This window comes from Albidovulum salinarum (assembly GCF_025673475.1).
Taxonomy (GTDB): domain Bacteria; phylum Pseudomonadota; class Alphaproteobacteria; order Rhodobacterales; family Rhodobacteraceae; genus Albidovulum; species Albidovulum salinarum.
Genome location: NZ_JAOVQO010000014.1, coordinates 127,102 through 143,648, shown reverse-complemented (window position 1 = coordinate 143,648; position 16,547 = coordinate 127,102). Strand labels below are relative to the sequence as shown.

Here is a 16,547-nt window from a genome sequence, read left to right as displayed (position 1 = left end):
GCCGATGCTGTCGGATTGGACCAACTACGGCGGCTGGGAGGCGGCCGGCGCGAAGGACGCGCTGACCCGCGCGACCGGGCTCTGGCAGCAGGCGCTGCGCGACTACGAGGAACCGGCACTGGACCCCGCCATCCGCGAGGCACTTGACGCCTATGTCGCCCGCCGGAAAGAAGAGATCGGCAGCGACGAGCCGTGAGCCGCGCCGCCTTGGACACCGTTCGCAGGAGCCGCCCGTGCCACATGCCGAAATCAAACATTCCGCCGACCTCGGCTTCGACGCCGAGAAGCTGTTCCGGACGATCGAGGACACGATCCTGAGGCATGATCCGAACTCGGGGGAATGCAAATGCCGCGCCTATCCGGCTGCGCGATACCGGCACACGCATTGCCTGGTTTCGGTCTCGCTGCTCAGGAAGCCGCACCGGGATGCGGCGTTCACCGCAGCACTTCTCGCCGATCTGGACTCGGCGATCACCGCCGAACTCGCGCAGCCCTGTTTCTTCTCGCTTGGCCTGAGCTACAGCGACGACGCTTACATCACGCGCAGCCACACGCCGGCCGCTTGAGGCGGCGCCGAGCGTCCGTCTCAGAGCCGCTCGAAAAGCCGCCCCGGCGCGCCGTCCGGGCGCGGCAGACCGAGCGCCCGGCACAGAGCGAAGATCATCGCCTGGTTGGAGGTGACGACCGGCTTGCCGGTTTCCTTCTCGATCCGCGCAACGGCTTCGACCGAACGCATGTCGGTGCAGGACAGCACGATCGCCTCGACGCCCGGTTGGTTGACCCGCAGGGCGAGGTCGAAGACCTCGTCCGGGGTCAGTTCTCCCTGGCCGTAATTGCCCAGGTTGCGACCTATATCGGCGCGGGCCACGGTCTCGATCCCCTCATCGGCCAGGAAGGCGACGGCCTCGTCATTGATCTGTCCGACATAGGGCGAGGAGAAGCCGATCTTCCGCGCGCCGAGCGCCTTCAGCGCGGCTACGACGGACCCTGCGGCGGTGAGCGAGATCGCGCCCGATCCGGCCTTGATCTTCGCCGCGAGGTCGCGGTCGAAACCGGTGCCGTGGGTCAGCGTTGCCGAGGTGCAGCCATAGAGCACCGCCTTCGGCCGCACCCCGGAAATCAGCCGCAATGTCTCGGTCAGGTCCGAGGCGCCGAGTCGGGCCATCTGGCTGGAATCAGGAATCTCGTCGATGTCGTAGTCGCCGAGCCGTTCGAAATGCAGCGAGCAGCCCTCGGGCCGCATCAGCATCAGGTCGGGTTCGAGATTGGTGTTGGTGTAGGGGACCAGCACCCCGATCTTGAGAGCGCGCAGATCAGCGGTCATGTCCTTCCTCCCTGAAAGCGGCGAGAATCTCGGCGGCGCGGTCCATGTGTTCGGGCGCGACGACGGTGGCGCGCAGGCAGTGGCCGAGCCCGTAGCCGCCCATGCCGCGCATCAGAAGCCCCGCTGCGCGCAGGCGCGCGTCGGCCGCCCTTGCGGCCTCGGCGCCGGCGAAGGGGATCAGCACGAAGTTGGTGTGACTTGGCGGGATCCGATATCCGGCCGTGGCGAGGCGCTCGGCAAAGGCGTTGCGGATCGCAGCCGTCTTCGCGGCAAATTCTCGCATATGCGCCCCGTCCCGCATCGCCGCCGCCGCCATCGCCTGGCTCACGGCCGAGACGTTGTTGGGATTGAGGAGCTTGCGCGCCTCGCGCCCGATTTCCTCGGGGAAAAGCCCCCAACCGGCGCGTGCCCCGGCCAGCGCATAGGCCTTGGAGAAAGTCCTGAGCACCACCGTGTCGTCGCGCCCGGCGAGCGCGAAGACCGGTGCCGGATCCTGATCGTCGAACTCACCGTAAGCCTGGTCGACGACTAGGAGAACACCGGCCGGCAGGGCTTCCCGCAACCGCAGGATCTCGGCATTGGGGATGCGGGTGCCCGTCGGATTGCCGGGATTGCAGAGAAACGCTATCCGGGTGCGCGAGGTGATCTTCGCGAGCAGCGCATCGACCGAGACCGTAAGGTCTTGTTCCGCTGCCTTCACATAGCCGGCCCCGGCCTGCAGGCAGGCGGTGGCGACGAAGAGATAGCCGTGATCGGTGCCGAGCACCTCGTCGCCCGGGCCAGCGAAGGCGCGGATGAGGCAGCCGATCAGCTCCATCGAACCGGCGCCGCAGAGAATGCGCGAGGCATCGAGCCCGTGAACCTCGGCAATCGCCGCGCGCAGTTCGCTCCAGTCTGGATCGGGATAGAGGGCGGCGCCCGCCAGCGCCGCCTCGCCCGCCTTCAGCGCCATCGGACTGGGTCCGAAGGCGCTTTCGTTCTGGGCCAGCGAGACCGAACCCGCAGGCCCGAGATCGGCCAGCGCATAGGGCGCCATCGCGGCGACGTTGGGGACGGCGCGGATCATCGCTTGTCCCCATAGGCCGCAGCACCTTCGGCGGTGACGAGGCCCGAGGCGAGGTCGCGTGCCAGACGGTCGGGGTCGCGCGCTTCGGGGCTGCCGAAGCCGCCGCCGCCGGGCGTGTCGAAGATCAGCCTTTCGCCCGGTTCCACGCGCAGCTCGCACTTGCCCGAGATATCGGCCGCGCGGCCTGAGACCCGGATCCGGCCGGGCGCTCCGGCCAGGCCGTCGGCGCGGCCCTTGGCGGCGTTCTTCACTCGCTCGACCGAGAGGAAGACGAGGAACGGCTCGTCGACGGCCGAGGTCATCTCGATCCGCTGGCCGAGACCGCCGCGATACCGGCCCGCGCCGCCGGAATCGGGCAACAGTTCACGCCGCCAGATCGTGACCGGGGCGACCGCCTCGGTGATCTCGACCTGCGAGCCGAAGACGCCCGACGGATAGGCGGTGGCCGAAAGCCCGTCAGCATGCGGTCGCGCGCCGGTGCCGCCGTTATGGACGAGCTCGACCGCGAACTGGTGGCCGCCATTGCGCGCGACTTCCGGCGTGTGACGCATCGGCAGGTCATACATGCAGGACGCGCCCTCGGCCGGCACCCGGTCCGGCAGCGCCTGGGTGAGGCAGCCGAGCACGAGATCCGGCGTCATCTGGCCGAGCGTGTGGCGCATCGCCACCGGCGCCGGATGTTGGGCATTCAGAATGCACCCCTCCGGCCCGGTCACGACGAAGGGTTCGAGAGACCCGGCATTGTTCGGGATGTCGGAGCCGATGATGCAGCGCATGGCGAAGACCGAATAGGCGGTGGCGTAGTTGAGGGGCACGTTGATACCCTTCTTCGAACAGCCCGACGTGCCGGTGAAGTCGAGATGCAGTCGCTCCCGCGTCACCGTGAGCGTCGCGTGCAGTTCCAGTTCCTTTTCATAGCCGTCGACCTTCAGGATGTTGCGGTAGACGCCTTCCGGAACCTCGGCGATCGCCTCGAGCGTGCCGCGGCGCGAGGTCTCGATGATATGCTCGGCGAGCACGTTGAGGTCGTGGAGCCCGAAGTCCTCCATCATGCCGACGAGCCGCCTGGCGCCCGCCTCGCAGCAGGCAATGAGCGCGTAGATGTCGCCCTCGTTGGCAATCGGCTCGCGCGAGTTGGCCTTCACGATCTCCATCAGGAGCGCGTTGACCTCGCCGCGGTCCACAAGCTTGCAGGGCGGGATCAGGAGCCCTTCGTCATAGATGTCGGACCCCTCCGGTCCCATGCCGAGCCCGCCGAGATCAACGAGGTGCGAGGTGCAGGAGGTGAAGCCCACGACGCGGCCGTCCTTGAAGGCGGGCATCATGAGAAGGAAGTCGTTCAGATGCCCCGAGGCGAGCCAGGGATCGTTGGTCATGTAGACGTCGCCGGGGGCCATGTTCTGGATCGGGAAACGCTCGCGCAGCGTCTTGACCGCCTCGGCCATCGTGTTGATGTGGCCGGGCGTACCGGTCACGGCCTGGGCGAGCATCCGGCCCTTCACGTCGAAGATGCCGGCCGAGATGTCGCCGCATTCGCGCACGATCGGCGAGAAGGCGGCGCGGATCAGGGTCTGGCCCTGTTCCTCCACGACTGCGAGCAGCCGGTTCCACATCACCTGGAGACGGGCGGGAGAAAGATCGGTCATGGCTCAGGCTCCCTTCCGGGTTAGAACGAGGTTGCCGCGTGCATCGACCTCGGCGTCGAAGTCGGTGCCGACGAAGGTCGTGGTCTGCGGTTCGGCGATGAGCGCGGGGCCTGCGAGGCGGTCGCCGGGGGCAAGCGCGTCGCGCATCACGAAGGCGGCCTCGCGGCGCGCGCCGGTGATGTCGCAGGTCACCGGGCGCGTCTCGCGCGCTGCGAGCGCGCGCACGGCAGGCGTGGTCGCGACCGGCTGGATCGCGTCGGCCCGGGTGGCGACGCGGACCGACCAGTTGAGGATCTCGATCTCCATTCCCGGCACGGGTCGCGAGAACTGGCGCGCATAGGCGGTTTCAAAGGCCTTGGTCAGCGGTGCGATGTCCGAGAGCTCGAGATCCCGGTCGGGCAGCGCGATCTCGATCTCGTGGCCCTGGCCGTGATAGCGCATGAAGGCGGTCCGGCTGACGATGACCTCGGCCTCGGCCGCGCCCTGGCGCACCACGTCAAGCGCCTCCGACACCATGGACGCGAAGAGCCGGTTCACCGCGGCAAAGTCGAGCGTCTGCAGCATCGAGTAGCGCGAGCGCACGATTTCGAACGAAACCGGGGCGAAGAGGAAGCCCACCGCCGAGCCGACGCTCGGGTTGGTCGGGATGAGGATGCGCGAGACGCCGGCGGCGCGGGCCACGCGGCAGGCATGCAAGGGGCCGTTGCCGCCGAAGGCGATCATCGTGCGAGGCCCGAGATCCTTGCCCGATTCCACTGCGTGCATGCGGCCGGCGCTGGCCATGTTCTCGTCCACGATACGGCTCACGCCGTCCGCTGCGGCACGCGCGTCGAGCCCGAGCGCGTCGCCCACCTCGCGCCGCATCGCCAGGGTCGCCGCCTCGGGGTCGATGGCGAACTGGCCCTCGGCGAAGGTCTCGGGCCGGATATAGCCAAGGACGATATCGGCGTCGGAGACCGTGGGCTTCGTGCCGCCGCGTCCGAAGGCGGCCGGGCCGGGCTCCGATCCCGCGCTCTGCGGGCCGACGGTCAGCCGGCCGAGCCGGTCGACGGCGGCGATCGAGCCGCCTCCCGCCCCGATCTCGATCATCTCGATCACCGGGATGCGGACCGGCATTCCCGAGCCCTTGATGAAGCGCGCGGCGCGCGCGATCTCGAAGGCGCGCGAGGTCTGCGGCGCGCCGTTGTCGATGAGGCAGAGCTTTGCCGTGGTGCCGCCCATATCGAAGGACAGGACCTCGTCCAGACCGCATTCCGAAGCGATGCGCGCGGCGAGGATCGCACCGCCTGCGGGACCGGATTCGACCAGCCGGATCGGGAAATGGGCCGCTGTAGCAATGGTAGTCATGCCGCCACCCGCGGTCATCATCAGGATCGGGCAGCCGAGCCCCTCGGCGGCAAAGCGCGCCTCGAACGCCGCGAGGTAGCGCGCCATCAGGGGCTGGATATAGGCGTTGGCGACCGTGGTGCAGAGCCGGTCGAACTCGCGCGCCTCGGGGCTGACCTCGGAGGAGATGGAGACCGCGAGATGCGGCCTCGCCTCGGCGATGAGTGCGCGCAGGCGCTGTTCATGCGCGGGGTTGGCATAGGCATGCAACAGGCAGATCGCCACCGCGCCGGCGTCGGTGGCGTCGATCTGGGCGATGAGCCCGGCAACCGCCGCCTCGTCGAACGGGATCAGCACCTCGCCCGCCGCCGACATGCGCTCGCGGATGGTCAGCGAGCGGTCGCGGCTGACCAGCAGGTCCGTCTTTTCGAGATTGATGTCATACTGGCTGTAGCGGCGCTCGTAGGCGATTTCGAGGATGTCACGGAACCCCTCGGTGGTGACCGTGACCACGCGTGCGCCGCGCTTCTCGATCAGCGCGTTGGTGGCGAGCGTGGTGCCGTGGATGAACCCGGTGATCTCTGAAAGCGTGCGCCCGGCATTCGCCAAGGCACGTTGAACACCCTCCATCGCGCCGTCGGCAGGATTTTCATGGGTGGTGAGCGTCTTGGTCGAGGCGATGACGCGGTCCGCCCCATCGATCAGGACGGTATCGGTGAAGGTGCCTCCGATGTCGACAGCAAGGCGCAGGGGCGATTGAATGGACATGTTCTCTTTGCCAGAATGTGGAGCGGGAAAGGTTGCGGCCACACTCCGTCAACAGGGGACGAGATCGCAGCCGGTCGCGCGGCGGTTCATCATGTCCTTGACGAAAATACGCGTCATCCGCCCCTCTACTGAATTGACCGGCCCCGCTGGGACCGGTCGGCACTTGTCCTAGATTAGCGGCACCCTCAGGACGCCGTCCACCAGCGTTCCGGCGCCTTCGCGCCGTCGAGTTCCCAGTTCGAGGCGATGTCGTCGCCGTGGCCAATGCCCTTCGAGACCGCCGAGATGTGGTTGGCGAACATCGGGGTGAGCGCGCCGCCATCGTCGGCGAGCAGGCGCTGCGCCTCGGCGTAGAGTTCGCGGCGCTTCGCGTCGTCGAGTTCGGCTCGCGCTTCGACGACGATCGCGTTGAAGCGGTCGGCGGCCTCGCCGGTCCGCCAGGCGGTCTCGTTCCACTCGGTGTCGTTGGTATAGCCCGAGGAGAACATCCAGTCCTCGGTCGGTCGGCCGCTCCAGTAGCTCACGCACCACGGCTTCTTGTTCCAGACGTCGGACCAGTAGCCATCATTCGGCTCGCGCACGACCTCGATCTCGATCCCGGTTTCGGAGGCCGAGGCCGCGATGAGCTGGGCCGCGTCGACCGCGCCAGAGAAGGCAGCGTCGGAGGCCGAAAGCTGGAGCGCGCCGCTGTGACCGGACTTCTTGTAATGGAAGGCGGCCTGCTCGGGGTCGAACTCGCGCTGGGGAATCTCGGCGTGGTAGCGGTTGGCGGTCGAGATCGGGTGATCGTTGCCGACCACACCGTGTCCGAGCAGGATCTTGTCCACGAGTTCCTGGCGTTTCACCGCGAGCTTCACCGCCATCCTGAGGTCGTAGTTGTCGAACGGAGCTGCATCGACTCTCATCGGGAAAGTGTAATGCAGCGTCGAGGGCCGTTCGAGGATATCGAGCGTTGGCACCCGCGCAAGGAGTGAGACGGTCTTCGGGTCGACGCGGTCGATCGCGTCGACATCGCCGTTCATGATCGCGTTCTGACGCGCGGTCGGATCAATGATCGAGATCAGCTCGACCGCGTCGAAATGGGCGCGGTCGGACTTGAAGTAGTTGGCGAAGCGCGTGGCATGGATGCGCACGCCCGGCTCGTAGGTTTCAAGCACGTAGCCGCCCGAGCCAACTCCCCCGGTCGCGTCGATCGCGCCATCGGAGGCGGGCAGGATGATCAGGTGGTAATCGCTGAGCACATAGGGAAAGTCGGCATTCGGGGCTGAAAGCTCAAAGACGACGTTCTTGCCATCGGCGCGGATATCCTTGATCTGCGACACGAGCCCGCCGACCGCGGATTTCGAATCCTCGCCGCGATGGTGGTTGATCGACGCGATGACGTCCTCGGGCGTCAGGGTCTTGCCGTTGTGGAATTCGACGCCGTCACGGAGCTTGAAGACCCAGGTCGCGGCGTCGTCCGACGCCCACTCGCTTGCCAGCTCCGGCACCAGCTTGCCGGAACTGTCCACCTCGACCAGGTTGTTGCCATAGAGATAGGCAAGGACGGTGTTTACCGGCCCTTCGTAGGTCGCCGGGTCGAGCGTATCCGTCGTTGAACCGCTACCGAGACCGAGACGCAGGAGCCCGCCCTTGCTCGGGGCCTGGGCGCGGGCTGCGTCGGCCCAGCCGATCGCGGTCGGCAAGGCGATCCCGGCGGCGAGCGCCGACATGACGAAGCCCCGGCGGGAGACCTGTCCCGTACCGAGGCGCAGACGCTGGCGCGCAATGTAGTCATCGCGTGACTTATCCATGAATTTCCTCCCACGATCCGACCCAGCCAACTCCAAGCGGCAAACGGCGCCGGAGCTGCTGGTTCGACGGAAGGCTAGTCACGGGGGGCTTTGTCACAACAAAAATACTCGCGGTCTATGACCTCGTTTTTTTTGTTCGCGCACCCCGCCCGATCATGGAATGAGATCTACTCGCGCTCGGCATGTTGCCATCGGTCCTGTGACCGCATTCCGGCACTGTCGGCGCTTATGACTTCGAGGCAAGCGCCATGCATCCGGTTCTGAGAACGATCGTCAAACGGCTGGGCCTTGGCCTCGTGACGCTGTTCCTCGTCTCGATCATCATCTTCTCGGCGGTCGACATGCTGCCAGGCGATTTCGGCCAGGCCGTGCTTGGCCAGGCCGCGACCGAAGAGGCCGTCGCGGCATTCCGGCGCGAGCTCGGCCTCGATGAGCCGCTGGTCGTGCGCTATTTCGACTGGCTCGGCGCCCTGGTGCAGGGCGATCTCGGAACTTCGTTCTCGGGGCGCGCGTCCTCGGGCATCGACCGGTCTCGACCCGTCGCGGACCTGGTGGCACCGCGGCTCGCCAACACGCTGTTCCTGGCCGGGATGACCGCGCTGATCGCGGTGCCGCTGGCGCTGGCGCTCGGCATCACGTCGGCGCTATGGCGAAACTCCTGGTACGACCGGACCGCGAGCGCGGCGACGCTGACGACGATCTCGTTCCCCGAGTTCTTCGTCGCCTATATCCTGATCCTCCTGCTCGGAACGCTCTGGCCGATCTTTCCTTCGCTCGCCAATGTCCGGCCCGAGATGAGCTTCGGCGAACGGATCGGCGTCTCGGTCCTGCCGGCGCTGACGCTCACGCTCGTGATCGTCGCGCATATGATGCGGATGACGCGAGCCGCGATCCTGAACCTCATGGCCTCGCCCTATATCGAGATGGCGCGGCTGAAGGGCGAGAGCCCGCGCCGAGTGATCCTCTTGCACGCGCTGCCCAATGCCTGGGCGCCGATCGCCACGGTGATCGCGTTCAACCTCGCCTATCTCGTGGTCGGCGTCGTGGTGGTCGAGGTGGTCTTCGTCTACCCCGGCATCGGCCAGCTCACGGTCGATGCGGTGTCATCGCGCGACATCCCTGTGGTGCAGGCCTGCGCGCTGTTCTTCGCGGCCACCTACATCCTGCTCAACCTGATCGCAGACGTGATCGGCATCGTCACCAATCCCCGGCTTCTGCATCCGAAATGACCCAGAGCCAGCCAATCACCGCCGCCGCCTCTGGCCCTCGCATCCGTCGCAGCCGGGCCGAGCGTCTCGGCCGGGCACTGAAGAAGGCGCCCGCATCGGCCCATCTCGGGCTCGTGATCATCGTCGCCTACCTGACCGTCGCCATCCTGGCCCCGGTGATCGCGCCGCATGGCGAGGCGCAGGTCTTCGCCCAGCCCTTCGCGCCGTGGAGCGCCGAGCACTGGCTCGGCACCGACCAGATCGGCCGGGACATCCTGTCCCGCCTGATCTACGGCGCGCGCAACACGATCGGCATCGCGCTCGCCACGACCTTCCTTGCCTTCCTGATCGGCGGCGGGCTCGGCCTCGCCGCCGCGATCGGACGGGGCTGGCTCGACCAGCTTCTCAGCCGTGCGGTCGATGTACTGATGGCTATCCCCAGCCTGATCTTCGCGCTGATGCTCCTGTCGATCTTCGGCGCCTCGTCGCTCAACCTGATCCTGATCATCGCGGTGATCGACAGCACGCGGGTGTTCCGGCTCACCCGCTCGGTCGCGGTCTCGGTGGCGGTGATGGATTACGTCGAGGCGGCGCGGCTTCGCGGCGAAGGGCTCGGCTGGGTCATGCGCTGCGAGATCCTGCCGAACATCCTGCCGCCCGTGGTGGCCGAATTCGGGCTCCGGTTCTGCTTCGTCTTCCTCACGATCGCGTCGCTGTCGTTCCTCGGCGTCGGCATCCAGCCGCCGAGCGCCGACTGGGGGTCGATGGTGCGCGAGACCGCCCAGTTGATCCAGTTCGCGCAATACGACCTCAAGGCGGCGCTGACCCCGCTGATCCCGGCCGCGGCGATCGCGCTCATCACCGTGGGCGTAAACTATGTCGTCGACTGGTTCCTTCACACCGCAAGCGGGCTGCGTGACGATGTCTGACACCGATATCCTCCTGAAGATCCGCAGCCTCGAAGTCGAGGGCCATTCCGAGAGCGGCTGGTCGCCGATCATCCGAGGCGTGGACCTCACGCTCCGGCGCGGGGAGGTGCTGGGACTGATCGGGGAATCCGGCGCGGGCAAGTCGACGCTCGGGCTCGCGGCGATGGGCTTTGCCCGCCCCGGCTGCCGGATCACCGCGGGCTCGGTCGAGTTCGACGGCATCGACCTCGTGCGCGCGAGCGAGCCCGAGAAGCGCCGGCTCTGGGGCACGCGTCTGACCTATGTCGCGCAATCCGCGGCAGCCTCCTTCAACCCGGCCCAGCGGCTGATCGACCAGACCATCGCCGCCAGCGTGCGCGAGGGGCTCAGGACCGGCGCGGATGCCGCCGCGGATGCCAGGGCGATCTACGGCTCGCTGATGCTGCCCGAGCCCGCAACGATCGGCCGGCGATATCCGCACCAGGTTTCGGGCGGGCAGCTCCAGCGGGTGATGACGGCGATGGCGATCTCGCCCCGGCCGAACCTCGTCGTCTTCGACGAGCCGACCACCGCGCTTGACGTGACCACCCAGGTCGAGGTGCTTCTGGCGATGCGCAAGGCGGTGCGCGAGCATGGCGCGGCGGCGATCTACATCACCCACGACCTCGCGGTCGTGGCGCAGATGGCCGACCGGATCAAGGTGCTGCGCCACGGCGCCGAGGTCGAGGAGGCCCCGACCCGCGAGATGCTGGCGGCGCCGAAGGAGGACTATACGCGGTCGCTGTGGTCGGTGCGGCTCCTGAACAAGCCGGCGCGCGCGAGTGAGGACGCGGTGCTGACGGTCGAGGGGGTCGACGCCGCTTACGGGACCGCGACGGTGCTCGACGATGTTTCGATCCGGCTGCCGCGCGGACGCACCGTGGCGATCGTCGGCGAATCCGGTTCGGGCAAGTCGACCACGGCGCGGGTCGTCACCGGACTCCTGCCACCCCGGACGGGCGTCGTGCGCTTCAACGGCGCGGTGCTGCCCCCGGCCCTCGCGGCGCGTTCGAAGGACCAGTTGCGACGGATACAGATGATCTACCAGATGGCCGACACCGCGATGAATCCGCGCCAGACGGTAGAGGAAATCATCGGCCGTCCGCTCACCTTCTATCATGGACTCAGGGGGGCAGCGCTGGAGCGCCGGGTGGTCGATCTCCTCGACCAGATCGAGCTGCCGGCCCACTTCATCGACCGGCTTCCCTCAGAGCTTTCGGGCGGCCAGAAGCAGCGCATCTGCATCGCCCGCGCTCTCGCCGCCGAGCCCGATGTGATCATCTGTGACGAGGTTACCTCGGCGCTCGACCAGATCGTTCAGGAGAACATCCTCAAGCTCCTGATGCGGCTTCAGGAGGAGCAGGACCTGTCCTATCTCTTCATCACCCATGACATCGCCACCGTCGAGGCAATCGCCGACGAGATCGTGGTGATGCACAAGGGCCGTGTCGTCGAACAGGGCGGCAAGGATCAGGTCCTCGCCCCGCCCCATCCCGACTACACAAGGTTGCTCCTGTCCTCCGTCCCCGAGATGGACCCCGACTGGCTTACCCGCATTTCCGAGGCCCGCGGTCTTAGCTGACACGCGAAACCCCGTTCAAATCGGCCGGCGCCCCGGCCAGCACGAAAGGCAGACACACATGCGCACCCATGCCCAGGCCGTCGTCATCGGAGGTGGCCTCGTCGGCTGCTCGATCCTCTACCATCTCGCCAGGAAGGGCTGGGCCGACGTGGTCCTTCTCGAACGCTCGGAGCTGACCTCGGGCTCGACCTGGCACGCGGCGGCGAACATCCACGGGCTGCATGACGTCACCAACATCTCGCGGCTCCAGCACTACACGATGAAGCTCTACAAGGAGCTCGAGGCCGAGACCGGACAGGGCTGCGGCATCTTCCAGCCGGGCTCGCTCTACCTCGCCCAGACCGAAGCGCGCGAGCATCAGCTGCGCATCCAGGCGGCGAAGGCGAAGCGCTACGGCATGAACTTCCACGAGGTGAGCCGCGACGAAGCCGAGCGGCTGCATCCGCTCGTCGATTTCGACGGCATCCGCTGCATCATGTACGAGCCCGACGGGGGCAACGTGGATCCCTCGGGCGTGACCCATGCCTTTGCGACCGGCGCGCGGCAGATGGGCGCCGAGATCCACCGCTTCACTCCCGTCACCGGCACCGAAGCCCAACCCGACGGAACCTGGATCGTCCGTACCGGGAAGGGCGACATCGCGACGCCCTGGGTCATCAACGCCGCCGGTCTCTGGGCGCGCGAGGTCGGACGGATGGCCGGGCTGGAGCTGCCGCTCATCCCGACCGAGCACCAGTATTTCGTCACCGAGACGATCGCGGAGATCGCCGAGCTCGGCCGCCGCCTGCCCTCGGTCGCCGACCGCGACGGCGAATACTACCTGCGCCAGGAAGGCCTCGGCCTGCTCGTCGGCGCCTATGAGAAGAGAATGAAGTTCTGGGCCGAGGACGGCACGCCGCAGGGCTTCGGGCACGAGCTCTTCGCCGATGACCTCGAGCGGATCGAGCCGAACATGCTGCGCGCGATCGAGCGGGTTCCCGCCGTCGGCACGGCGGGCATCAAGCGCGTGATCAACGGCCCGATGATCTGGTCGCCGGATTCCTCGGCGCTCTTCGGTCCGGTGCCGGAGCTGACCGGCTATTTCTGCTGCAACGGCATCATCCCCGGCTTCTCGCAATCAGGCGGCCTCGGCAAGCTCGCCGCCGAGTGGATCGTCGAGGGCGAGCCGACGCTCGACATGTTCGGCTGGGACCTCGCCCGCTTCGGCCACTGGGCGGACAGGGCCTTCACCAGGGCGCGCGTCGAGGACCAGTACGCGAACCGCTTCAAGATCCATTTCCCGAACGAGGAGCGCGCGGCGGGCCGACCGGTCCGCACCCGCCCGGCCTATGGGATGCAAAAGGAGATGGGCGCGATCTTCGGGCTGAACTTCGGTTGGGAACATCCCCTGTGGTTCGCGGCCCAGGGCGAGCCGGATCACGAGACCTACGGCTTCACCCGCCAGAACTGGTGGGCGCCCGTGGGCCGCGAGGCGAGGATGCTGCGCGAGAGGGCGGGGATCATCGATATCTCGAACTTCGCCAAATACGAGGTCAAGGGCGCGGGCGCCGAGGACTGGCTGAACGCGCTCTTCGCCAACCGGATGCCGGTGAAGGTGGGCCGGTCCTGCCTCACGCCCCTGATCGGCAAGCGCGGCGGGATCGCGGGCGACTTCACCGTGACCCGGCTCGGGGCGGAGGAGTTCCTCGTCGTCGGCTCGGGTATGGCCGAGCGCTTCCACCAGCGCTTCTTCAGGGCCGTGCCCTTGCCCGAGGGCACGACCTTCGCATCCCGCACCGAGGCGATGTGCGGCTTCAACCTCGCCGGGCCGAGGGCGCGCGACATCCTCGCGCGGCTCACCGACGCGGATCTGTCGAACGAGGCCTTCCCGTTCATGGCGTCGGCGCGGATCACCGTCGCGGGCGTCGAGGTCATCGCGCTCCGCGTGAGCTTCACCGGCGATCTCGGCTGGGAACTGCACTGCGCGGAAGCCGACCAGGTCGCGCTCTACACCGTCCTTCTGGATGCGGGCCGCGACTTCGGCGCCGGCCCGGTCGGCAGCCGCGCGCTGATGAGCTTGCGCGTCGAGAAAGGCTACGGCTCCTGGGGCCGCGACTACAGCCCGGAATACTGGCCGCAGGAAAGCGGGCTCGACCGGCTGATCAAGGCCGACAAGGACTTCCTCAACAAATCCGCCTGGCAGAAGATCGCCGCCAATCCGCCACGCGAAGAGATGGTCATGCTCGAGATCGACGCCAGCCTCGCCGACGCCTCTGGAGGCGAGCCGGTCTTCCTCGCCGACGGCGCGCCCGCGGGCCAGGTCTCGTCGGGTGCCTACGGCTATTCGGTCGAGAAGTCGCTCGCCATCGCCTATCTCAAGGCCGGCATGGCCAAGCCCGGCGACACCGTCCATGTCGCCATCCTCGGCCAGAACCACATCGCGCGCATCCTCGCCCGCCCCCCCTTCGACCCAAATGGCGACCGCCTGCGCGGCGTCACCCCCGCCCTGGAGAGCGCCCAATGATCACCGACAAACCCGGACTGCTCGACGAAGTCCGCAGCCGCTTTGCCCATGTCGATGCCTGCCCGTTCGAGGGCCCGCGCGTCTTCTTCGAAAACGCCGGCGGGGCGCTGAGGCTCAAATCGGTGATCGAGACCTCGGCCGCCTATGCCGGTTACCCGGACAACCAGGGCCGCGACAACCCGGCCTCGAAGGCGCTGATGGCGGCGATCGACAGGGGGCGCGCCGACATGCGGCTGTTCCTGAACGCGCCGGGCGGGCAGATCTTCGTCGGCGAGAGCGGCACAGAGGTGCTGTTCCGACTGGTCCGCACCGCAGCGCTCGGCGCGGCCGAAGGCGGGGTGATGCTCGGCTCGACACTCGAGCATCCCGCCTCGCGCAGCGCGATGGCACGCTGGGCCGACGTGACGGGGCGGCCGCACCTTCTCGCCGTCCACGACGACGCCACGGGCACGGTGAGCCTGGAGGAATATCAGCGCCACATCACGACCGATGTCCGGGTCGCAACGATCGTCCAGACCTCTCCGGTGACCGGCATGTCGATCGATGTGCCGGCGATCGCCGCGGCGATCCGCGAAAAGGCGCCCGAGGCGTTCATCATCGTCGACGGCATCCAGCACGCGAGCCATGGCCATATCGACTGCGCCGCCTACGGCGTCGACGGCTACGCGGTGTCGCCCTACAAGGTCTTCGCGCGCCACGGCTACGGCTTCGGCTGGGCCTCGGACCGGCTGACCGCCTGCAAGAAGGAGCAGGTCGTGGGCGGGCCGGCCCATGTCTGGGAACTCGGCACCCGCGACGCGGGGGCTTACGCGACCTTCTCCGACGTGGTCGACTATCTCGACTGGCTCGGCAGCCACTTCACCGACGCCACGGACCGTCGCGCGCGGGTCGAGGCGGCGGCGGCGGCGATCCATGACCACGAAGCCCGCCTCATGGGCGCGATGTTGCACGGCACCGGGAACCTGCGCGGCCTCGCCGAGATGCCCGGCGTGACGCTGATCGGCGGCGCGTCCACCGAGGCGCGCGAGGGTGTCGTGTCGCTCGTGCTCGATGGGGTCGAGTCGGGTGCGCTGGTGAACTTCCTGAGCGCCGAGGGGATCCGCGTCCATATTCGCAACGACGACCACTACTGCGGCAATATCCTGAAGCCGCTCGGGCTCAGGTCCTGCATCCGCGTCTCGGTCTGCCATTACAACAGCCTCGAGGAGGTCGCGCGCTTCCTCTCCGCGATAGAGGCCGCGACAGAAAACCGCGGCGCGGGAGCTTCCCAAATCGGACCACTCAGGTGGGGCTGATCAGCCAAATACCAAAGAGCGCCACTCGCTCCGGTGCACCTGCTGAGCGGGCAGCTTTGATTGAGCCGCACTTACCGGCCTTGCGCAGCATTTCTGCCACACACCTGAAGTCATCCCGTTTGCTTCCACGTTGCTTCCACAGCCGTGGCGTGAACGCGTAGAGCGTCCCTTGGGGCGCCTGCAAATAGTTGTATTTGTGTTATTTTTTTGGTTGCGGGGGTAGGATTTGAACCTACGACCTTCAGGTTATGAGCCGAACCTTTTGATTCTAATGCCCCTTTTGATTTCAGCAGCTTAGCGGACAAGCCTTTGATGTATCGGGTTCTTTCACCAAAACCTGCCAGATTCCGTCGTCATTCAACGGCTTCCAGTGTTGCCCAGACAGCATTCGCGGGTTGACCAGACGTTGACAAAAGGCTCGGGCGATTGGCGTGATCCGACGGGAGACTGAATCTGCGGCGCGCTGCTTGGCAATGCAACGCGCCGGCCTGCTGCTCATCCGCCAAAGAGCATTGCTTTCACGAAGATGAACATCACGAACAGCAGAACAGCCATGGCCAAGAGGGCAAAGACCCCACCAGCCAACGCCGCAAGTGGTCTGTGAAAGACCACCAGCAAGGCGACAACAATGATGGTGATGAGGTTTTCCATCACACCCTTAGTCCTCGCTCAGTTCGCGCCGAGAACAAAACTCCCGCTCTCCGGCCTCGCGCGCATCCCGGATATGGTGGAACGCACCCGGAATTGCCGCGCCGAGGATCTCAAGCGAGTAGACGTCTTTGTCGCGGCTGGAATGGTCGGCCCGCTTGAAGATCCGTCCGACGACGTTCTCACCGTGGAATGCACGAAATGTGCCTTCGCCGGGGCGATGCTTCTCCCATGCCAACAGGCCTGTCACCTCGAACTCGGCCGTCTTGGGCTTCCCTCCCTCCATGGCGTCAAGCGCATCAAGAAGGCGACGAGCATCTTGGTCATCGGGCTTTCTGGCCAACGCGGCGTTGGCGTTCCCACGCAGGGTAGCCAGAGCTTTGGCATTCATGGTCGGCAACCGGGAGATCGTTTTCTCGATGTGGCTCATGGTGTTCTCCT

At 66.9% G+C, this 16,547-nt stretch carries 14 protein-coding genes; 7 read left to right on the top strand and 7 right to left on the bottom strand.

Features of this window, described 5'->3' with window-relative positions; translation table 11 throughout:
* A partial coding sequence (locus OEZ60_RS15455; RefSeq protein WP_263338051.1) for a trimethylamine methyltransferase family protein occupies positions 1–196 on the top strand: 196 nt, incomplete at its 5' end.
* A gap of 37 nt (positions 197–233) precedes the next feature.
* Positions 234–566, top strand: coding sequence for a hypothetical protein (locus tag OEZ60_RS15450; RefSeq protein ID WP_263338050.1), 333 nt, complete (start codon positions 234–236; stop codon positions 564–566).
* 20 nt (positions 567–586) lie between these two features.
* Here the strand turns inward: OEZ60_RS15450 and OEZ60_RS15445 are convergent, their stop codons facing one another.
* The 5 genes from OEZ60_RS15445 to OEZ60_RS15425 form a co-directional block, all read right to left on the bottom strand.
* A complete protein-coding gene (locus OEZ60_RS15445) occupies positions 587–1,324 on the bottom strand; it encodes a maleate cis-trans isomerase family protein (protein ID WP_263338049.1) in 738 nt (245 codons plus the stop codon).
* Positions 1,314–2,390 (bottom strand): pyridoxal phosphate-dependent aminotransferase, encoded by a 1,077-nt coding sequence (locus OEZ60_RS15440; RefSeq protein WP_263338048.1) that lies wholly within the window; start codon positions 2,388–2,390, stop codon positions 1,314–1,316. Before OEZ60_RS15440 ends, OEZ60_RS15445 begins: the two co-directional genes overlap by 11 nt.
* Positions 2,387–4,036 carry a hydantoinase B/oxoprolinase family protein gene (locus OEZ60_RS15435; protein ID WP_263338045.1) on the bottom strand — a complete coding sequence of 550 codons (1,650 nt, stop codon included), beginning with the start codon at positions 4,034–4,036 and terminating at the stop codon, positions 2,387–2,389. The genes OEZ60_RS15440 and OEZ60_RS15435 overlap by 4 nt, the downstream gene beginning before the upstream one ends.
* Positions 4,037–4,039: 3 nt before the next feature.
* On the bottom strand, positions 4,040–6,130 hold the full coding sequence (locus OEZ60_RS15430; RefSeq protein WP_263338043.1) for a hydantoinase/oxoprolinase family protein: 2,091 nt from the start codon (positions 6,128–6,130) through the stop codon (positions 4,040–4,042).
* A gap of 185 nt (positions 6,131–6,315) precedes the next feature.
* A complete protein-coding gene (locus tag OEZ60_RS15425) occupies positions 6,316–7,923 on the bottom strand; it encodes an ABC transporter substrate-binding protein (RefSeq protein ID WP_263338040.1) in 1,608 nt (535 codons plus the stop codon).
* Positions 7,924–8,171: 248 nt separating this feature from the next.
* On the opposite strand from OEZ60_RS15425, the gene OEZ60_RS15420 reads away from it, so the two are divergent.
* From OEZ60_RS15420 to OEZ60_RS15400, 5 genes are read left to right on the top strand one after another with little or no spacing between them, the layout of a single operon-like run.
* The gene (locus tag OEZ60_RS15420) at positions 8,172–9,152 is read left to right on the top strand and encodes an ABC transporter permease (protein WP_263338038.1); all 981 of its coding nucleotides are present in this window, start codon (positions 8,172–8,174) and stop codon (positions 9,150–9,152) included.
* Positions 9,149–10,060: an ABC transporter permease gene (locus OEZ60_RS15415; RefSeq protein WP_263338035.1), complete on the top strand. Its 912-nt coding sequence runs from the start codon at positions 9,149–9,151 to the stop codon at positions 10,058–10,060. Before OEZ60_RS15420 ends, OEZ60_RS15415 begins: the two co-directional genes overlap by 4 nt.
* Positions 10,053–11,660 (top strand): ABC transporter ATP-binding protein, encoded by a 1,608-nt coding sequence (locus OEZ60_RS15410; RefSeq protein WP_263338032.1) that lies wholly within the window; start codon positions 10,053–10,055, stop codon positions 11,658–11,660. The genes OEZ60_RS15415 and OEZ60_RS15410 overlap by 8 nt, the downstream gene beginning before the upstream one ends.
* A 58-nt stretch (positions 11,661–11,718) precedes the next feature.
* Positions 11,719–14,163, top strand: coding sequence for a GcvT family protein (locus tag OEZ60_RS15405; RefSeq protein ID WP_263338030.1), 2,445 nt, complete (start codon positions 11,719–11,721; stop codon positions 14,161–14,163).
* Positions 14,160–15,458, top strand: a complete 1,299-nt coding sequence (locus OEZ60_RS15400; RefSeq protein ID WP_263338029.1) for an aminotransferase class V-fold PLP-dependent enzyme — start codon at positions 14,160–14,162, stop codon at positions 15,456–15,458. The genes OEZ60_RS15405 and OEZ60_RS15400 overlap by 4 nt, the downstream gene beginning before the upstream one ends.
* 495 nt (positions 15,459–15,953) lie before the next feature.
* Here OEZ60_RS15400 and OEZ60_RS15395 read toward each other — a convergent pair whose 3' ends face one another.
* Together OEZ60_RS15395 and OEZ60_RS15390 are read right to left on the bottom strand one after the other, a co-directional pair.
* The gene (locus OEZ60_RS15395) at positions 15,954–16,109 is read right to left on the bottom strand and encodes a hypothetical protein (protein WP_263338027.1); all 156 of its coding nucleotides are present in this window, start codon (positions 16,107–16,109) and stop codon (positions 15,954–15,956) included.
* 7 nt (positions 16,110–16,116) lie between these two features.
* Positions 16,117–16,536: a hypothetical protein gene (locus OEZ60_RS15390; protein WP_263338025.1), complete on the bottom strand. Its 420-nt coding sequence runs from the start codon at positions 16,534–16,536 to the stop codon at positions 16,117–16,119.
* Positions 16,537–16,547 lie beyond the last annotated feature (11 nt).